The sequence below is a fragment of the Cereibacter sediminicola genome (genome assembly GCF_007668225.1).
GTDB classification, from domain to species: domain Bacteria; phylum Pseudomonadota; class Alphaproteobacteria; order Rhodobacterales; family Rhodobacteraceae; genus Cereibacter_A; species Cereibacter_A azotoformans.
Window position 1 is genome coordinate 102030 of record NZ_VDEK01000003.1, and the last position, 17471, is coordinate 119500.

Consider the following 17471-nt stretch of genomic DNA (forward strand, 5'->3'; position numbering starts at 1 on the left):
TCAGAAGCAGGTCATCTCGGCCTCGGCCTGCGCGCGGCGCAGATCGGCCACCCCGGTCTGGGTCGAGGGGATGCGGAAGAGGTTTGCGCGCTCGCCCGCCCCCAGACGCATGGCAAGGATGGTTTCGGCCTTTTCGTAGGCCTCGTAGGGCAGGATCGAGGCGATCACATCGATCGAACAGGCACAGCGGCGCATCGTGTTCCGGTCCTGCCCATTCGCGGCAAGGCAGGCAAAGATGTAATCCGCCCGCGCCAGCGTCGGATAGTCATTCAGGCTCTCGTCGAAATGGAGGTCGGGTGCGGCCCGCACGGCACCGGCGTCCGGCCCCGACAGTCGCCGCCCGGCACCCGCGTCTGGCCCGGAGGTCGCGGCGCTGCCGCCAGCCTCCGCCGGAGGGGTCGCCTCTCCGGCCGTCTGGGCCAGTGCGGGCAAGGGCAGAAGGGCAAGGGCCAGCAGAAAGCGCATGCTCATGGCGTCTCCAGCCTCAGGGTTTCCCGGTAGCTGCCGCCCGCGGCCGTCGTATCGGCCTCAAGGGCGCGAAGCGGCACGGACGCCGAAGGGTCCACGGTGATACGCAGGACCAGATCGGCGAAGGCGCCCATCTCCTCGCGCCGCTCGTCCGTCTCGAAGGGGCGCAGCTCGGCCGTCACCGGCCCCTCGGTCTCGTCGAGCCCGGCCTGACCCAGCGCCTCGCGCATCCGATTTCGGATGTAGAACGGGCTGCCCTTGGTGATGGTCGCCATGCTGCGCACCGTGTTCTCGAGAAACCACAGCAGCACCGGATCCCCGCCCGACGCCGCGAAATCCGCGACGGGCAGGTCGTGCCCCTCGACGCGGTGGGTGAGCGCAAGGCGGGGGCCGCCCTCGCCTGCCTCGGGGGTCACCATGAGTTCGCCGCTTTCCACAAGCCGCAGGCCCTCGACCTCGGGGCCCGCCCGCATGTGGGCGTAGCGCGTGACGCTCTCGGTCGCGGCGAAGGCGCCGGGGCGGAAGATCACCTCGGACAGCCGCCCCGCCTCAACGGCCGACCCTGCCATCAGGGCCCCCAGCAGAAGCATTGCTCTTATAGGTTTCATCCTCATCCTTTCATTCCGCCGCGGCCGCACCCCGGCTGCGGGCGTCGAGAAGCGCCGAGAGAGTCTCGCGAAGCTCGCTTTCCGATACGGGCTTGCGCAGCAGCGCCGAGGCCAGCCGATCCGCCTGCGCCTGAAGTTGCGGGTCGGGCTCGGCGGTGACGATCAGCGCGGGCAGCCGCGTCCCGAGCCTGCGGCGCAGCGCGGCGATGGTGCCGAGGCCAGTGTCATCCCGGTCGAGCCGATAGTCGGTGACAAGGGCCTCGGGCACGAAGCCCGCAACCTGCTCCAGCGCCGCCTGCGTGCCGTCGGCCGTGGCCACCACCATGCCCCACCGCCGCAGCAGGAGCGCGTAGGCGTCGCGCATCGCCGCGTCATTCTCGACCACCAGCACCCGCCGCCCCGCAAGCGAGGCCGGCGCAGGCCCCGCCACGGGATCGGCCATCCGCAGCGGATCGGGCGGCGTCCCTGCCAGCCGCTGCACGGCGCCGGTGGTCGCAGCCGGAGCCGGCCCGGCCGCCAGCGCCCCCGGCGCCTCAAGCGCGCGCGGCAGACGGATGCGGAATACCGAGCCCCGCCCCGGCGCGCTCTCGAGCGCGATCTCGTGGCCAAGCCGCAGGCAGGCGCGCCGCACGATCGAGAGGCCAAGGCCGGTGCCCGGCTCCTCCCCCTCGGGGGCCAGCCGCTCGAACTCGTTGAAGATCCGCTCGCGGTCCTCGGGGGCGATGCCGGGCCCGGTGTCATGCACCTCGAGCCAGACATCCGCCCCCTCGCGCCGGGCGCCCACCAGCACCCGGCCCGTCCGTGTATATTTAATCGCGTTCGAGATCAGGTTCTGCGCGATGCGCCGCAGGAAGACCGGGTTCGACATCACCGTGGCCGACGAGATCACGAAGCGCAGCTCAAGGCCCCGCGCCTCGGCGTCGTTCTGGAAATCGACCATCAGCCGCTGGAAGAGCCGGCCCAGCGAGACGCGCTCGCTGGAAATGTCGAGCCGGACCGAGTCGAGCCGCGAGATCTCGAGCAGCGCGCGGATCAGCTCTTCGGTGGAGTCGAAGGCTGTGGCGATCCGGGTCACCAGATCGACCTGCAACGGCTCGTTCACCGTTTCGGACAGATGCGACAGGAACAGCTTGGCCGCGCTCAGCGGTTGCAGCAGATCGTGGCTGGCCGCCCGCAGGAAGCGGGTCTTCGAGCGGTTGGCCTCATCGGCCGTCTCGCGCGCAAGGGCCAGCTCGCGGTTGACGGCCTCCAGATGGGCCAGCGCCTGTTCGAGATCGCGGTTGCGGGCGAGCAGCTCCTGCTCGAGCACGGCGGCGGTCTGGAACAGCATCCAGTGCGAACCGCGCGAGGCATCGGCCCGGTCCAGCCGGTCGATCAGCGCCGCGTTGATCCGCTTGAGCTTTTCGACCTGCCGTTCGAGATCGTCACCGTCACGCAGCATGGGCGGGCTCCATCAGCGCGAGACCCACGAAGGTCTGGTTGACATGCACCCCGCCATGCTGCTCGCCGTAGGTGTTGAAGCCCGCGATGCGCCACTCGGCAAAGAGGCGGGCGACGGCCGGTTCCAGCCCGGCCTGTTCGAGCGCGAGACGGCGCAGGATGCAGTCGAAAGCCAGGATCAGCGCCGGACGCTCTCCCAGCGCCTCGAGCCGGGCCTGAAGCCCATGCGTCAGGTCGTCGGCACGGCCAAGGGCGAGCAGCACCCCGCTCTCGATCGAGGACATCAGCGTGAGCCCGCCTTCGGGCGTGACCTCACGGATGGCCCGGACGTGATACTGCCCCCCCATCCGCACGAGGAGCGGGTTTTCGGCGAAGACACGTGGGTTCAGCGCCTCGGGGGCAAGGCCGATCAGGCGGGCGTATTCCTCGGCCGCGGGCTCGGCGTTGATCTCGAGGATCAGCCGTTCTTCGGGCACGGCGGCCGTCACCACCATCCGGCTGCCCGAGGGGGTGAAATGGTCGAAGATCACCTGCTCCAGCGCGAAGTCCGTCTCGAAGAGGGCAAAGATCGCGCTGTCCCGGTGGCTTTCGCCGTCAAGGACAAGGCAGGTTTCCTCGAACCGCAGCCCGTCGCCCGCCGATCCGCCCAGCACCGGCAGCCGGTGGGCGACCGCATCGACCGTGGCCGCCACCAGCTCTTCCTGCCGGCTCAGCCCGTCGATGAGCAGGAGGCCGAACCGATGCCGCCGCGGCTGCCCCTCGAACCGGGAAAAGAGCGCGCGCAACTCGGCCATCCAGTCCGACACGCCCAGCCCCGCGAGGTTCCTCAGCCAGACGGCGTCGGTGTGAAAACGCGCGCCGGGCAGCCCCACCGCGACCACATGCCCGTTGCCATAGCCGCCGCAGGCGAACTCGCCCGCCGAGGAGCAGCCGATGATCCGGGCCCCGAGCGTCGAGCCCAGACGCGCCGCCAGCGCCGGAAGATCCGCGCCGGGTGACGAGAACAGCAGAACCGCCGCCGGCGCCGCCCCCGCAAGCCCCGCATACAGCCGGTCCGCCAGATCCGGGGCGCTGGCCGGCTCGGACAGCACGACCGGCACCCCGGCGCAGCCGGGACGCTCCCCTTGCGTCGCTCGCCGTTCGTCCAACCGCAGCCCCCTAGCGCGCGAAGATCCGCGCCTTGCTGGCCAGAAGGGCGGCCTGGGTGCGGTTCCTCACGTTGATCTTGGACATGATGGCGGCAATGTGGGTCTTGACGGTCGCCTCGGCGATCGAAAGTTCGTAGGAGATCAGCTTGTTCGGCCGCCCCTGACAGATCAGCCGCAGGATGTTCATCTGCTGCGGCGTGAGGGTGGCAAAGCTGCGGGCCAACTCGCGCATCTGCTCGCCACTGTCCTCGCCGCCGCCCTCGGCGTCATACTCCTCGGGCGTCACCGGCTCGCCGGCCCACATACGCCCGAAGGCCTCGATCATCTGCGGCCGCGGCAGGCTCTTGGAGACATAGCCCGTCGCCCCCGCCGCCATCACCGCCGTCACCATCTCGGCATCGACCTCGGCCGAGATCACCGTGAGCGGGACGGCGCGCGCAAGCTTGCGAAGGCTCATCACCCCCTCGATGCCCCGCACGTCGGGCAGGTTCAGGTCGAGCACGATGGCGTCCGGCAGCGGCCCCTCGCGCAGCAGCCGTTCGGCCGCCGACAGGCTGGCCGCGCTGCGCACCCGCTTCAGCCCGAAGGCATGGGTGAGGGTCATCGCCAGCGCATCGCACATCAGCGGATGGTCATCGACGATCAGGATGTCGCCGATCGTGCGTGCCGGCACGCGCTGCGCCCCGGCGCATGCGATGCCCCCACCAGGAACATGTCCCATAGTTTCCTCCCGTTTCCGCGCGGGCTTCCTCCTCCCTGCGCGGTCATCCCACATCGGTCCGGTCGCCTGCCGCTCCTCTTGCTCCTGTTCCGGCAGCGCGATCTTGCCCAGTTCCGGGAACGCGCGGCAAGCCCATCCGGTTCCCGTCGGAAAAGACTCTTCTCAGCCGGCGGGCACCGGGAAGGTGCCGCCAAACTCGACGCCCTCCGTATCGACGGCACGGACGACGATCTCGCCCGCGCCGTTGTTCCGGTAGCGGAAGGTGAAGACCGGATCCTCCGAGATCGAGATGCCCCCGGTCATGGAGAAGAGAAGCTCCTCGCCCTGCCGCACTTCGAGCAGGTCGATGAAGCGGGCCGGAATGGTCAGCAGGGTGATCTGATCGCGCTGGAGGCCCGAGTAGTTCGGATGCCGGATCATCAGCTTGGCTTCGCGCCGCATGTCGCCGCCGCTTGTCGCGGACGACAGCGGCTGAAAGCGGGTCTGACCCAGATGGGCGAGTGCCGCCTCGGCGTCCTTGCCTGCGGGCGCGGCGCAGCCGCCGGTCGCGCGGACAAAGCGCCCCGCCATCGCCCAGTCGCCGCCTTCCGTCCGTGCCACGGCCCGCACGTTGGAATAGGCATTGACCCGCACCCGCACCTCCATGTCGAGCGGATGCATCGCCTCGCCCAGCGTGAAGGTGGCGGCGACCGGCGAGGGGTTCTCGTCGATCATCAGGGTCAGTTCCTCGATGCGCGCCCCGTCGGCGGGCTGCGTCACCCGCACCGGAACAAGCGCCGGATCATGCGCCCGGAACGGCGCCTCGAGCGAGAGCGCGCCGGGCGTCTCGACAAGGGAATCGGTGCCGAAGACGTCGAACTGCAAGCTCTCCCAGGCCTCGCCGGGCTGCATCGGGCTCGGCCTTTCCTCGGCCCAGAGCGGTGTGGTCAGCAGAACTGCACAAATGACGGTCGGCCGGATGATGCGCATGGCGATCTCCTGTGCTGTCGGCAGATATGAAACCACGCGGCGTCCGCCCCGCCTATCAGACTTTCGGCTGAGTGCGCGCAGAGGCGGAAGCGGCTAGGCAGGGACATGTTCCACCTGCTTCTTCACGCGTGCCTCGCGGCCGAGCCCGCCATCTGCGCCGAGCGGCTGCTGCCCGCGCCCGCCCCGCTGACCGAGGAGGAGTGCCGCTCCACCGCCGCCGAGCGCGCCGCAAGCTGGCTGCTGCGGCACCCGGAGCTGACGCCCGGCCCCAGCCGCTGCGCGCCGACCTCGGATCTGCCGCAACTGGCGCTGAAGGAGGTCGCGCCGGGGGTCCTCGTGCACGAAGGGCAGGATGGCCTGCCCGACACCGCCAACCGGGGCGAGATCGCGAACCTCGGTGTCGTGATCGGGTCCGAGGACATCGCCGTCATCGACGCGGGCGCAAGCCGGGCGCAGGCCGAGGCGCTGTTCGCGGCCATCCGGTCCCGCAGCGACCTGCCGATCCGGGCGCTGATCCTGACCCACATGCATCCCGATCATTCCTTCGGGGCGGACCTCTTCCGCGAAGTCGGGGCCGAGATCCTCGGTGCGCCCAGGCTGGCCGCGGGCATCGAGGCGCGCGCCGCGACCTGGATGGAGAGCTATCCGCCTCAGGTCGGGACCGGCGCGCTGCTGGGCACCCGAGTGGCCCTGCCCGACCGTGGCACAGCCGACGAGACGCTTGAACTGGGGGACGCCACGCTGCATCTGCGGGCGGTCGCCACCGCGCATACCGACAACGACCTCACGGTGTTTCACGCGCAGTCGGGGACGCTCTTTGCCGGCGATCTCGTCTTCAACGAGCTTCTGCCCACGCTCGACGGCTCGGTGAACGGCTGGCTTGCCTGGCTGGACGAGCCGCGCCCCGAGGTGCGCCGGATCGTGGCCGGGCATGGCCCCGCCCCCGTTCCCTGGCCTGACGGAGCCCAGACAACGCGCGCCTATCTCGAACGCCTGCGCACCACGATCCGCACCGCGATCGCCGCGGGGCAGCCGATGAGCGTCGCGATCCGCGACCGCGATCCCGACGAGGCCGCGCGCTGGCAGGCGTATGACACGAGCCATCCCCGCAATGTCTCGGCCGCCTACGCCGAGCTGGAGTGGGAATAGACGCCGCCCCCGCCGCTACTTCGGCAGATGCTGTGCCACGGCGCGACCCAGCGCGAAGGCCCGGCGCTCGAGGATCACGGGCGTCTCGCAAACGTAGGTGAGCGACTGCTGACGATCGCGGAAGATCCGGGTGTCCCAGTCGAGCTGCTCCTCGATCGCGTCGATCCGGTCGAAGTCCTTCTCCTCCGCCGCCAGAAGCCGGCTCATCTTGGCCCGCAGCGCGTCGATCCGCCGGTCGAGCGCCTCCTGGCTGTGGGCGTAGCGCGTGATGCCCGACATGACGCGGCTGCGGACCGCCTCGATCCGCTCGAAGGTGGCGAGATACAGCGCCACCAGCGCCTCGGGCGGATGGCTTGCGGCAAACTCCGCAATCCGCCCCTCGGCCTCCTCGATGGAGAGGCGGCGCTGCTCAAGCTCTTCCGCCAGGTCCCGGATCTCGGGATCGCGGGCAAGATCCTCGGTGGCCGCGTCGGGAACCGGGCCGCTCCAGACCTGTCCCAGCGACAGGTGCGGCTGCTTGCGCTGGATGCAGGGCCAGTCGGGGTCCGAGAAATCCGCCGCCACGGCCGAGCCGGACATGAGGATCGCCGGAAGGATCCATTTCAGCATGGGGTGCCTCCTCACCGCTTGCGCAGGGCCCAGAGGCCCTTGGACGGGTCATACATGAAGACGGCCGCACCGAAGAACAGCAAGGCGCAGCCCGCGACGACGCCAAGCGCCAGCGGCTCGACCTGACGGTAGAGCGCGAAGCGGATCAGTTCGACCGCGTGGGTGAAGGGATTGGCCAGAGCGATGTCGGCCAGAAGCGGACTGGAATCGCGAAGCCGCCAGAGCGGATAGAGCGCGGTCGAGGCGAAGAACATCGGGAAGATGACGAAGTTCATCACGCCCGCGAAATTCTCGAGCTGCCGGATCGCCGACGAGATGAAAAGCCCCAGCGCTCCCAGCATCAGCCCCGACAGGAACAGCGCCGGCAGCACCGCGAGATAGCCCGGCGCCGGCGGCCGGATGCCCCAGATCCAGGCGATCAGCAGGAAGGCATAGACCTGCAGGATCGAGACCAGCACCCCCGCCACCAGCTTGGAGCCCAGCAGGAACCAGCGCGGATAGGGGCTGACCAGCAGCGTCCGCATCGCCCCCGTCTCGCGGTCATAGACCATCGAGAGCGAGCTTTGCATCCCGTTGAACAGCTGGATCATCGCGCAGAGGCCGGGCGTGACATAGACCTCGTAGAGCACATAGGTCTGATAGGGCGGCGTGATCGACAGGCCCAGCACCGCCCGAAATCCGGCCGCGAAGATGAACAGCCACACCAGAGGCCGGACCAGCGCCGACAGGAACCGTTCGCGCTGGCGCGTGAAGCGCAGAACCTCGCGCCCGGCGATGCCGGAAAAGGCGGTGAGATGGCCGCGCAGCGAGCGGCCGTGGCCGGGGCGCGGACGCGGCGGCGCCACGGGCGCCGTGCGGTGCGGTGCGGTCATGCGCCCTCTCCAGTCAGCGCAAGGAAGCCCTGCGTCAGGCTTCCGCCCAGATCCGCGGCCCGTCCCGTCAGCCGGACCTCGCCCCGGTGCAGCACCACCACACGGTCCTCGGGCGCGATCTCCTCCATCATGTGTGTGGCCCAGAGCGCCGAGACCCCCTCGGCCGCGATCAGGTCGCGCACCACGGTCTGAACCTCGGCCCGAGAGCGCAGGTCGAGCCCGGCCGTCGCCTCGTCCAGCAGCAGCAGTTCCGGCCGGTGCAGGAGCGCGCGGGCGATCTCGGCCCGGCGCTGCTGGCCGCCCGACAGGGTGGCCACACGGGCCCCCGCCTTGTCCGACAGGCTGACCAGCGCCAGCACCTCGTCAATGCGGGCCGTGGCCTCGCGGCGGCCGATCCCGTGCAACGCCGCATGGTAGCGCAGGTTCTGCGTCAGGGTCAGGTCGGCGTCGAGCGCCCGGCTCTGGAACACGACGCCCAGCCGGGCGAGCGCCTCGCCCGGCTGGCGGCGGGCGTCAAAGCCCGCCACGCGGATCGTCCCGCTCGTGGAGTCGTAAAGCCGGGTCACGAGCGAGAAGAGCGTGGTCTTGCCCGCCCCGTTCACACCGAGAAGCGCCACGAAGGCCCCCCGCGGGACGGTGAAGCTCACCTCCCGCAGGGCCCGGACCGCGCCGAAACTGTGGCTCAGGCCGGTGATCTCGAGCGCGGGCGGGCCGGCTGGCGTCATTCCTTGCGCTTCTCCGTCACCTCGAAGTTGCCATCCAGCTCGATGTCATACTGCCCGTCGGCGCAGAAGACGTCATCCAGTTCCCATCCGCCGTCATCGGCCTCGATGTTGACGGGATCGACCTCGCACTGCATCTCGGCCAGAAGCGCGTTGATGCGCGCGACCGTCGCCTCGTCGGCCTCCTGAGCCGAGGCGGTGGTGGCGGCCAGCACGAATGCCAGCGCGGCAAGTTTCTTCATCCTCTTTCCTCCCTGTCAGCGGATGTTGAAGGTGGCACGCTGCGTCTCGCCGGACGAGCCGGGAATGCTGAGCGTGAAGCTGCCCGGCACGATCGCCACTAACGAGATCCGCGCCTCGCCCGCCTCGTCGAACTCGATGGAATGGACGCCCATCGGCCGGATCTCGATCCCGTTGATGACGATCTCGTTGATCCAGATCGCGCGGAAGAAGTCGCCCCCCGACAGCGCAAGCTCGGCCGAGCCGTCGGCCACGATCTTGATCCGGTAGAAGGTGCCCGACTTCAGCTCGTAGGGCTCGTCCGCCACGGGCTTGCCCGAAGCCAGCGTCAGATCGGCCAGATCCTCGCGGTTCGAGGCCGACATGAGGCCCGCAAAGCCGAACTCGTGGGCGGCCGCCGGCACGGCCACCGGCGCTGCGACAAGGGCGGCGAGCGCCACGGCCAGGATGCGTTCAAACATGTCTTCCTCCCTGAACAATGTCCGTCATTCCACCGCCACCACCCCCCAGGGCTGCTCGCCCACCTGCACGGATCGGATAACCTCGTCCGTAGCCACGTCGATGATGGAGATGTCGTTCGAGTTTCCGTTGGTGGTGAAAAGGTATTTCTGATCGGGCGAGAAGGCCAGCTGCCAGACCCTCTGCCCCACGAGCAGATAGTCCGTCACCTCCCAGGTGGCGCCGTCCACCACGGCCACCCGGTTGGCGGGCCCGAGCGCGACATAGGCCTTGGAGCCGTCCGCCGTCACCCGCACCCCCACCGGCTGCAGGGCCTCGGGCAGGACGCCCGGCACCTCGAAGGTGATCTTCTTCTCGATCTGCCCCGAGGCCGGGTCGATGACCGAGACCGTGCCGCCGATCTCGGACGAGACGAGCAGCGTCGCGCCGTCGTCGGTGAATTGCGCGAAGCGGGGCCGCTGGTCCACCAGCACGTTCTGGACGATCTCGAAGGTCTCGGTGTCGATAAAATGCGCCATGTTCGTCGTCTCGGAGGTGTTGACGACGATCCGGCCGTCGGGCGAGACGCCCATGCCCTCGGGCTCCACCCCCACCGGCACCTCGGCCAGAACCGTGCGCGTCTCTACGTCGACGACGGTTACGATGTTGTCGTCCTCGTTGGCAATGTAGAGCGGGTTGCCCGAGGGATGCAGCACGAACAGCTCGGGGTCCGGCCCCGAGGGCAGCGTCGGCTGTTCCTCGTAGGTGTCGGTGCTGAACACCCGCACGAGATTGTCGTCCGAGGCGCAGACATAAAGCCACTTGCCGTCCGGCGAGGCCGTGATGCCACGCGGGCGCTGGCCGCCGGGGAAGGTCGCGATCACCTCGAAGCTCTCGCTGTCGAGCACGGTGATGTCGTTGCCCTTTTCGTTGCTGACGAAGATCTTGCCCGCAAGCGCCGGGCTCGCGGTGCAGAGGCAGGCCAGCAGGCCCGTGGCTCTCATGATCATCTCTTGTCCTCCCCTCTCAATGAATCACTGGCGCTCGATCTGGCAGGCCGTTTCCGGGCGGTCGATGCCGAGCGTATCGAGCTGGGAGACCTGGTGGAGATATTCGGACTGGGGCGAGACCGAGGTCACGATGTCGCCCGATCCGAGCAGGATCGGCTGGCGCAGCTGGCCGTCCCAGTCGCGCCATGTCAGCGGCTGGCCCTTGAAGCCGCCGAGCTGGAACTCGTCGCCCAGCATGTAGTCCCGCAGGACCACCATCTCGGCCGACTGGGTGCGGGTGGCCGCCTCGCCCACCGCGCGCATCGCCAGCCAGACCTGGTAATCCTCCTCGCGGCTCGGACGCTGGGCGAGCTTCTCGAAGCGGCTCTGGAACTGCATGCCGCCCCACATTTCCATCGCAGGATGCCACGAGAGCGGCGACAGACCCGCCGAGCCCGCGACAGGCCGCGCCTCCCATGTGTGATAGGGCAGGTAGGCGGCAAAGACGCCGGTCTCGTCAGCGGCCACCACCACATCATGCTGCGCCGCGCGCTGGGTGAAGGTGGGCATCTGCGCCTGGATCTGGACGAGCCCGCTGTCGGTCGCCCGCGCGCCGCCCGTATCCTCGAAGGTGCGCTCCTCGACGATGCGGGCGCCGAACTTGGTGGCGGCGCGCCGATAGCTATCGGCCAGCGCCCGGTCGGCCGGGTGGCTTCCCTCGATCAGGAACCAGTCGTCCCAGCGTTTCCACATGAGGAACTGAGCCAGAGCATCGGTGACCATCGCCCGGCTGGGCGCGGTGTGGAGAAGATTGGCCCGGCAGTCCTCGCCCCGAAGCGCGTCGCCCCGCGCGCGCGCGTTGAAGACCAGCACCTCGTCCCCCGCCGCATCGGCGAGCGCCAGCGTGGTCTCCTCATCGGCCAGCGTGACCACGAGCCGGACGCCCGAGGCCACGATCTCCTGCATCTTGCCGGCGGCCGTCTCGGGCGTGGCCGTCACCTCGTCGGTCACGAAGCTCTGGCCCATGAACTGCCCGGTGGTGGCGTTGTCACTGGTGCCGAGGCGCGCCCCGGCAAAGCCGAGATCCTCGGGCGGCAGGTCGAGACGCGAGGCGGGAGGACGGACGGGCACATCCACGCGCAGCACGGCCATCCGTATCTCGACCTGTGCCAGCGCGGCGCAGGGCATGGCCATGACCGCAACCAGCGCGGCGTGCAGAAATCGCATTCTCAATCCTCCCAACCCGTTCGTGTCTCACCGCGGCGCAGGCGGCACCTCCTCCAGATGCCCACCCAGATCCTGCCACGCCTCCGTCCCGCCGGGGAACCATTTCACGCCGGAAAAGCCCCAGCCGATCGCGCGCTTGGCCGCGTTCCAGGACATCCAGCAATCCTTCTTGCAGAAGATCACCACCTCGGCGCGCCCATCCCCCTGCGTCACACGCTCCAGCCCCTCGCGCAGGTAGGCGGCATCGGCCTCCGGCAGCGCCTCGTATCCCGTGTTCGGCAGCCAGACCGAGCCCGGAATGCTGAGATGCGGCTTCTCCCGCCATATCCGGTCTTCGGGCAGGCCTTCGGGGCGCGCCTCACGGGGAAGCACGTCAACGAAAGGCACACCTGCGGAATGGAGGGCGCGCGCCTCATCGGGCGTGAGGCCGGGCTGTCCCAGCACGGTGGCCGGAACCTCGGCCCTATAGGGCGCGCCGCGAAAGCCGTCGGGCTCGGGCACGCCGGCCAGCGCCGGAAGCGCCAGAAGACAGAGGGCCGCCGCGAACCTTCTCACCCGCCCTCCTTCAGCGCCTTTCCGTAATCATCCACCAAAGGCACGCCCGCCTCGCGCAGGATCGCATCAAGAGCCTCCTGTTCGCGCCGAAGCAGCGAATTGACCTCGCGCTTCCAGACATCCTCGCCCTGCCGCACGCCCATCGTGATGCGGTAGAACAGCCGTGGCGCGCCCTCTTCCTTAAGGAGCGGGATGGCCTTGAGCCCGGCACGCTCGCGCACGAGCGGACCGGCCACCGGCCCCCACATCAGGGCGGCATCGATCACCCCCGCCTCGATGTCCGAGAGCATGTCGCCGGCCGGGTCTTCGATCCGGCGGTCCACCATCAGGTCGTAGGGCTTGGCCCTCGCCATCAGCCCGTGCCGCGCGATGTGCGAGGCCGGGGGCGAGCCGGCCACCACGCCCATGCGCAGGCCCTTGAGCGCGGGGTCCGAGAGGGTCTCGACGCCCGCCAGCGGCCCCTCGGCCTTCACCACGAGCACATGGGTCGAGGTGTAGTAATGGTTGGTATTCAGCACCAGCTCGTCGCCCTGGGCGTAGCCGATGACGAGGTCGCACTTGCCCGCAAAGAGCGTGTTGCGCGCGAACCCCACCACCATCGGAAACCAGGTGTACTCCACCGGCTTGCCCATGACCTGGCCGAGATGCTCGGCGATGCGGTTCTCGAAGCCGCTGCCGTCGCGGTTGGACATGGGGGAATTGGCGGGGTCGGCGCAGATGCGCAGAACATCGTCCGAGACGAGGTCCGCGACCTGCGCCTGGGCCGGTCCGGCCGCAAGGACCGTCGCCACGAGCGCGCTGCGGATCATTCCATGCACGACGCTTCCACCTCGGCATATTCCTCGGTCTTGTCGGCGCGCTTGGCCGGGCGGCCACGATCAAGGTTCCCCGAGCCGCGGGCCCGCAGATAGGTCCAGATGTCATCGACGTAGCACATGACGTTCGGGTTCGTCCCGAAGGCCGGCATGACCAGCGTCTGCGCCGCCCCCACATCCTGCTTGCCGTTGGCGATGATCTCCAGGAACGTGTAGTAATCCATGCGCATCACGCTGTCCTTCAGCGCCGGCGCATAGGTCGAGCCCATGCCGTCCGGGCCGTGGCAGACGTGGCACTCCGACTGGTAGCGGCGGTAGCCCGAGAAGGTAGGCCAGTCCACCGTGCCGTCCTCGGCGATGTCGAAGGTGGGCACATCCTCGGCATTGAACGAGCGGATGCCGTCCGACGACGCGACCGCAACATCCGTGCCCTGTGCTGCGGCCTCGGCCGATGCCAGCGAGGTGGCGCCAGCCATCAGCGCGCACATCACCATGGCGCCAACGGACAGAGTGGTCTTCATTCGTTATCTCCTCCCAGAAGAAAGCCGCCCCCGCGGTGCCCGCAAGGGGGCGGCTTCGGTTCTTGCAGGGCCATGCACCCCCCTCCGCCGCACCTCCTTCAGCGGCGCAGGGGACCGGAGCCGGGACCGGCTCCGGCTGATGGCCGGGATCCTCAGTCCGGCACGGCGAACACGGTCAGCTGGCCGCCCAGCTCGGTGTAGTCCGAGAGCGCCGCATAGCCGCCCACAGCGCCCAGACCTTCGTTCGGGTTGGTCAGGCCGGCCGCGAGACCGATCCCGGCCCAGCCGCCGACGCCCGACAGGATGCCGATGTACTGCTTGCCGTTCAGCTCGTAGGTCATCACGTTGCCGATGACGCCCGAGGGGGTCTTGAAGCGGTAGAGAAGCTCGCCCGTCTCGGCGTCGATCGCCTTGAGGTAGCCTTCGAGCGTGCCGTAGAACACGACGTCGCCCGCGGTGGCCAGCGCCCCCGACCAGACCGAGAACTGCTCGGGCAGCGACCACTTGATCTCGCCCTTGGTGGCGTCCCAGGCGATGAAGTTGCCCATGCCGCCATGGCTGTCCGGCGCGGGATACATCGAGAGCGTCGCGCCCACATAGGGCTGGCCGGCCGAGTAGCTGACCCGGTAGGGCTCGTAATCCATGCAGACGTGGTTGGTCGGCACGTAGAAGAGGCCCGTCTTGGGCGAGAAGGCCGCCGGCTGCTGGTCCTTGGACCCCAGGGCCGCCGGGCAGACGCCGGTGGTGTTGGTGTCCTCGCCGTTCTGCGCCGTCGAGAACTCGGCCACCACCTGCGGACGGCCATACTGGTCGGACTCGGGGTCCATCACCACTTCCGTGGCCCAGTTCACCGCCGGATCGTACTTCTCGGCCACCAGAAGCTCGCCCGTCTCGCGGTCGAGCGTATAGCCAAAGCCGTTGCGGTCGAGGTTGACCAGCAGCTTGCGCATCTGCCCGTCGATCTCCTGATCGACGAGGATGTTCTCGTTCACCCCGTCATAGTCCCACTCGTCGTGCGGGGTCTTCTGGTAGAACCACTTCGCCATGCCGGTATCGACATCGCGCGCCATGATGGTCATCGACCACTTGTTGTCGCCCGGCCGCTGCGAGGGGTTCCAGGTCGAGGGGTTGCCGGTGCCGTAATAGACAAGGTTCAGGTCCGGGTCGTAGGAATACCAGCCCCAGGTGGTGCCGCCGCCGATCTGCCACTGATCGCCTTCCCAGCTGTCGAGCGACGAGTTCGGGCCGATCGGCTTTCCGAGATGCGTGGTCTGCTCGGGATCGACAAGCATCTCCTCGTCCGGGCCGGTCGAGAAGGCGCGCCAGACCTGCTCGCCGGTCTGCATGTCATAGGCGGTGAGGTGGCCGCGCACCCCGAACTCGCCCCCCGAGATGCCGACGAGGATCTTGTCCTTGACCGGCAGGACGGTCGCCGTGTTGGTCTCGCCCTTGGTGGGATCGCCGTTGACAGCCGTCCACTTCACCTCGCCGGACTTGGCATCCAGCGCCACGATCGTCGTATCGGCCTGATGCAGGAAGATCATGCCGTCGGCATAGGCCACGCCGCGGTTGACCGTGTCGCAGCACATCACGCCCACGACGTCGGGGTTCTGTTGCGGCTCGTAGCGCCACAGGATCTTGCCCTCGTTGTTCAGGTCGAGCGCATAGACATTGTTCGGGAACGGGGTGTGGACATACATGATCCCGTCGATCACGAGAGGCGAGCCCTCGTGGCCGCGCAGCACGCCCGTCGAGAAGGTCCAGGCGACCTGAAGCTTGCCCACGTTCTCGCGGTTGATCTGGTCCAGCTCGGAGTAGCGGGTGTTGGCATAGTCGCCGGTCTGGATCGCCCACTGGGTCGAATCCCCAATCGCCTGCATGACCGAGTCGTTCGCATAGACCGGCGCAGACGAGAGCAGCAGGGTCGCAGCGAGACCCCTCTTCAGCATCTTCATTGGCTCCTCCCGATGTTGATTTCTTGAGAATGTCTTGGTCTTCTCGACGGCCTTCGGTTCCCTCCCCGGAACTGGCGGCCTGTTCCCGAGCCTCATGCTACGGCGCGTCGATTTGTAGCGTCAACGTCGCCGGCCGGTTTTAAGCCCAAAGTATGACCGGCCGGTGCGCCATGAGCGGGATCTTGCGAAATCCTTGGCGCACCGAGCTTTTTCATCCTTCGGCTGGCGCGTCGGACGCCTCGCCGGCCTCCTGCACGGCGCCATCCGAGAAGGTCTCGAGATAGGCGATGATGTCGGCCAGCTCCTCCGGCTTCTTGATGCCGGGGAACGCCATCTTGGTGCCCGGCATGGACTTGCGCGGGTTGGCCAGGAAATCCTCGAGCGCCGCATGGTCCCAGACGAGGCCGCCCTCGGCCGCCTCGGCCATCGCCTTGGAATAGGCGAAGCCCTCGACGGTTGCGGCCGGACGTCCGACGACGCCGGTCAGCACCGGGCCGGTCTTGCTCGTGGCGCCTTCGCCGACCTGATGGCAGGCAAGGCACTTGCGGAAGGCCTTCTCGCCGGCGGCCGGATCGCCCTGGGCTGCGGCGGCATGCGCCGTGCCCAGCGCAAGCGCGCCTGCAAGAAACAACGTCAGTCTCATGATATGCTCCCTTTGCGGATGGCTCGGGGGGCGACCTGCGCACGAGGCCGCCCGGGCCGATCGAACGACCGGCCGGGTCACTGGCACCGACACTGGGAAATCGTCACGCGTCGCGGAGGGTCCGCGGCTCAGAACACCACGACCGAGCGGATCGACTCGCCCGCATGCATGAGATCGAAGCCCTTGTTGATCTCTTCGAGGCTCAGGATGTGGGTGATCATCGGATCGATCTGGATCTTGCCTTCCATGTACCATTCCACGATCTTCGGCACGTCGGTCCGCCCGCGCGCGCCACCGAAGGCGGACCCTTTCCAGACCCGTCCCGTCACCAGCTGGAACGGCCGCGTCTGGATCTCGGCCCCTGCCGGAGCCACGCCAATCACGATCGACTGGCCCCAGCCACGATGGCACGCTTCCAGCGCCTGTCGCATCACTTTCACGTTGCCCGTGCAGTCGAACGTGTAGTCCGCCCCGCCGATCTGGTCGAAGGGCGTCTTGGTCATGTTCACCAGATGGGCCACGATGTCCCCGTCGATCTCGGACGGGTTCACGAAATGGGTCATGCCGAAACGCTCGCCCCATTCCTTCTTGGAGTTGTTCAGATCCACGCCGATGATCATGTCGGCGCCGGCGAGGCGCAGGCCCTGGATGACGTTCAGCCCGATCCCGCCCAGGCCGAAGACCACGGCCTTGGCGCCGATCTCGACCTTGGCCGTGTTGATCACCGCGCCGATGCCGGTGGTGACGCCGCAGCCGATGTAGCAGATCTTGTCGAAGGGCGCGTCCTCGCGGACCTTGGCCACCGCGATCTCGGGCAGGACCGTGTAGTTCGAGAAGGTCGAGCAGCCCATGTAGTGCAGGATCGGCGTGCCATCGAGCATCGAGAAGCGGCTCGTACCGTCGGGCATCAGCCCCTGCCCCTGCGTGCCACGGATCGCGGTGCAGAGGTTGGTCTTCTGGCTCAGGCAGCTCGGGCATTGCCGGCACTCGGGCGTGTAGAGCGGGATGACGTGATCGCCCGGCTTCACGCTCGTGACACCGGGGCCCACTTCGACCACCACGCCCGCGCCCTCGTGGCCGAGGATCGCCGGGAACATGCCTTCCGGGTCGGCGCCGGACAGGGTGAACTCGTCTGTGTGGCAGATTCCGGTGGCCTTGATCTCGACCATGACCTCGCCGGCCTTCGGTCCTTCGAGATTGACCTCCATGATCTCGAGCGGCTTGCCGGCCTCGACGGCGACGGCGGCACGGGTGCGCATGTTACTCTCCCTCTCCTGAACCCGCCGCTGGGGCGGCGGTCCTGATATTTCTCTGACCTTAAGAGGAAATTCCGCCGGCGGCATTCGGCAAAAAGGATGAGGAAGCAGCCCTTGCATCCGGCG

Annotated in this window: 20 protein-coding genes; 1 reads left to right on the plus strand and 19 read right to left on the minus strand. The window is 68.4% G+C overall.

What is annotated here, in order from left to right:
- From FG154_RS03105 to FG154_RS03130, 6 genes are all read right to left on the minus strand, one after another.
- Complete coding sequence (locus FG154_RS03105) at positions 1-471, minus strand: hypothetical protein (protein WP_145104258.1); 471 nt, start codon at positions 469-471, stop codon at positions 1-3.
- Positions 468-1076 (minus strand): hypothetical protein, encoded by a 609-nt coding sequence (locus FG154_RS03110; protein ID WP_186312274.1) that lies wholly within the window; start codon positions 1074-1076, stop codon positions 468-470. Before FG154_RS03110 ends, FG154_RS03105 begins: the two co-directional genes overlap by 4 nt.
- Positions 1077-1086: 10 nt before the next feature.
- Positions 1087-2517, minus strand: a complete 1431-nt coding sequence (locus FG154_RS03115; RefSeq protein WP_145104262.1) for an ATP-binding response regulator — start codon at positions 2515-2517, stop codon at positions 1087-1089.
- Positions 2507-3664 (minus strand): FIST N-terminal domain-containing protein, encoded by a 1158-nt coding sequence (locus FG154_RS03120; protein WP_145104264.1) that lies wholly within the window; start codon positions 3662-3664, stop codon positions 2507-2509. Before FG154_RS03120 ends, FG154_RS03115 begins: the two co-directional genes overlap by 11 nt.
- Before the next feature lie 10 nt (positions 3665-3674).
- Positions 3675-4385 (minus strand): response regulator, encoded by a 711-nt coding sequence (locus FG154_RS03125; RefSeq protein ID WP_145104266.1) that lies wholly within the window; start codon positions 4383-4385, stop codon positions 3675-3677.
- A 162-nt stretch (positions 4386-4547) separates the two neighbouring features.
- Entirely contained in the window at positions 4548-5354 is an 807-nt protein-coding gene (locus FG154_RS03130; protein ID WP_145104268.1) for a quinoprotein dehydrogenase-associated SoxYZ-like carrier, read from the minus strand.
- Between the two features lie 105 nt (positions 5355-5459).
- On the opposite strand from FG154_RS03130, the gene FG154_RS03135 reads away from it, so the two are divergent.
- The gene (locus FG154_RS03135; RefSeq protein WP_145104270.1) at positions 5460-6503 is read left to right on the plus strand and encodes a quinoprotein relay system zinc metallohydrolase 2; all 1044 of its coding nucleotides are present in this window, start codon (positions 5460-5462) and stop codon (positions 6501-6503) included.
- Positions 6504-6518: 15 nt separating this feature from the next.
- On the opposite strand, the gene FG154_RS03140 is transcribed toward FG154_RS03135, so the two are convergent.
- The 13 genes from FG154_RS03140 to FG154_RS03200 all read right to left on the minus strand — a co-directional run bounded on the left by FG154_RS03140 (position 6519) and on the right by FG154_RS03200 (position 17348).
- Complete coding sequence (locus tag FG154_RS03140; RefSeq protein WP_145104272.1) at positions 6519-7112, minus strand: hypothetical protein; 594 nt, start codon at positions 7110-7112, stop codon at positions 6519-6521.
- Positions 7113-7123: 11 nt separating this feature from the next.
- Entirely contained in the window at positions 7124-7984 is an 861-nt protein-coding gene (locus FG154_RS03145) for an ABC transporter permease (protein ID WP_145104274.1), read from the minus strand.
- Entirely contained in the window at positions 7981-8709 is a 729-nt protein-coding gene (locus FG154_RS03150) for an ATP-binding cassette domain-containing protein (protein ID WP_145104276.1), read from the minus strand. The genes FG154_RS03145 and FG154_RS03150 overlap by 4 nt, the downstream gene beginning before the upstream one ends.
- Positions 8706-8948, minus strand: coding sequence for a PepSY domain-containing protein (locus tag FG154_RS03155; protein ID WP_145104278.1), 243 nt, complete (start codon positions 8946-8948; stop codon positions 8706-8708). The genes FG154_RS03150 and FG154_RS03155 overlap by 4 nt, the downstream gene beginning before the upstream one ends.
- Before the next feature lie 15 nt (positions 8949-8963).
- Positions 8964-9407 (minus strand): cupredoxin domain-containing protein, encoded by a 444-nt coding sequence (locus tag FG154_RS03160; protein ID WP_145104280.1) that lies wholly within the window; start codon positions 9405-9407, stop codon positions 8964-8966.
- Between the two features lie 24 nt (positions 9408-9431).
- The gene (locus FG154_RS03165; RefSeq protein ID WP_145104282.1) at positions 9432-10394 is read right to left on the minus strand and encodes a YVTN family beta-propeller repeat protein; all 963 of its coding nucleotides are present in this window, start codon (positions 10392-10394) and stop codon (positions 9432-9434) included.
- A 24-nt stretch (positions 10395-10418) separates the two neighbouring features.
- Positions 10419-11600: an ABC transporter substrate-binding protein gene (locus FG154_RS03170; RefSeq protein WP_145104285.1), complete on the minus strand. Its 1182-nt coding sequence runs from the start codon at positions 11598-11600 to the stop codon at positions 10419-10421.
- Positions 11601-11627: 27 nt separating this feature from the next.
- Positions 11628-12155, minus strand: coding sequence for a PQQ-dependent catabolism-associated CXXCW motif protein (locus FG154_RS03175; RefSeq protein WP_145104287.1), 528 nt, complete (start codon positions 12153-12155; stop codon positions 11628-11630).
- Positions 12152-12964, minus strand: coding sequence for a substrate-binding domain-containing protein (locus tag FG154_RS03180; RefSeq protein ID WP_186312275.1), 813 nt, complete (start codon positions 12962-12964; stop codon positions 12152-12154). Before FG154_RS03180 ends, FG154_RS03175 begins: the two co-directional genes overlap by 4 nt.
- Positions 12961-13491, minus strand: a complete 531-nt coding sequence (locus tag FG154_RS03185; protein ID WP_011908956.1) for a c-type cytochrome, methanol metabolism-related — start codon at positions 13489-13491, stop codon at positions 12961-12963. Before FG154_RS03185 ends, FG154_RS03180 begins: the two co-directional genes overlap by 4 nt.
- A gap of 152 nt (positions 13492-13643) precedes the next feature.
- Positions 13644-15446, minus strand: a complete 1803-nt coding sequence (locus FG154_RS03190) for a methanol/ethanol family PQQ-dependent dehydrogenase (protein WP_145104290.1) — start codon at positions 15444-15446, stop codon at positions 13644-13646.
- Positions 15447-15657: 211 nt separating this feature from the next.
- Positions 15658-16089 carry a c-type cytochrome gene (locus tag FG154_RS03195; RefSeq protein ID WP_145104292.1) on the minus strand — a complete coding sequence of 144 codons (432 nt, stop codon included), beginning with the start codon at positions 16087-16089 and terminating at the stop codon, positions 15658-15660.
- Between the two features lie 128 nt (positions 16090-16217).
- A complete protein-coding gene (locus tag FG154_RS03200; protein ID WP_145104294.1) occupies positions 16218-17348 on the minus strand; it encodes an S-(hydroxymethyl)glutathione dehydrogenase/class III alcohol dehydrogenase in 1131 nt (376 codons plus the stop codon).
- Positions 17349-17471 lie beyond the last annotated feature (123 nt).